This is a genomic window from Enterocloster sp. HCN-30185, assembly GCF_037890305.1.
GTDB lineage: Bacteria > Bacillota > Clostridia > Lachnospirales > Lachnospiraceae > Enterocloster.
Window position 1 is genome coordinate 1 of sequence record NZ_JBBKBT010000055.1, and the last position, 397, is coordinate 397.

At 47.6% G+C, this 397-nt stretch carries 1 protein-coding gene and 1 pseudogene; both read left to right on the plus strand.

Going from position 1 to position 397, the window contains the following annotated elements; all coding sequences use genetic code 11:
- Positions 1-71: 71 nt before the first annotated feature.
- A complete protein-coding gene (locus WKT10_RS15965; RefSeq protein ID WP_005927683.1) occupies positions 72-260 on the plus strand; it encodes a hypothetical protein in 189 nt (62 codons plus the stop codon).
- Positions 257-397 (plus strand): annotated as a pseudogene (locus WKT10_RS15970) (DeoR family transcriptional regulator); the annotation flags it as partial. The gene WKT10_RS15965 and the pseudogene WKT10_RS15970, both read left to right, overlap by 4 nt.

Here is a 397-nt window from a genome sequence, read left to right on the forward strand (position 1 = left end):
AGCGGTTCTATGACCGTAATTTTGCCGAAAATCGCCCCGAAACCATACACTAAAACGGGAGGAAGCGCAATATGCCGAGAATGAGCAAAAAGAGGAAGTATGAGCTTTCCTTTTACCTCAATGACCGGGGGCGTGTCACTTATAACGAATTATGCCGGAAATGCCAGCATGGGTGCAAGCAGAGCTTCCGGGCGGTTGTGATTGACTGCCCCTGTTATTTATCCAAACGAGCAAAGAAAAAGGAGGAACACACAGAATGAATTTTGAATTTATGACGATAGACACACCATTGCCGCCATGTATGCCATTTCCCAGAGCGTTGACAGGATTTCCAGTTAGCAGCACCGCAAAGGTCATGTACTGCCGGATGCTGGACGCTATGCTATCCAAAGGGCAA

Excerpts from the sequence above, each read along its gene's own strand:
- WKT10_RS15965 (WP_005927683.1), top strand. The coding sequence starts at position 72 with ATGCCGAGAATGAGCAAAAAGAGGAAGTATGAGCTTTCCTTTTACCTC.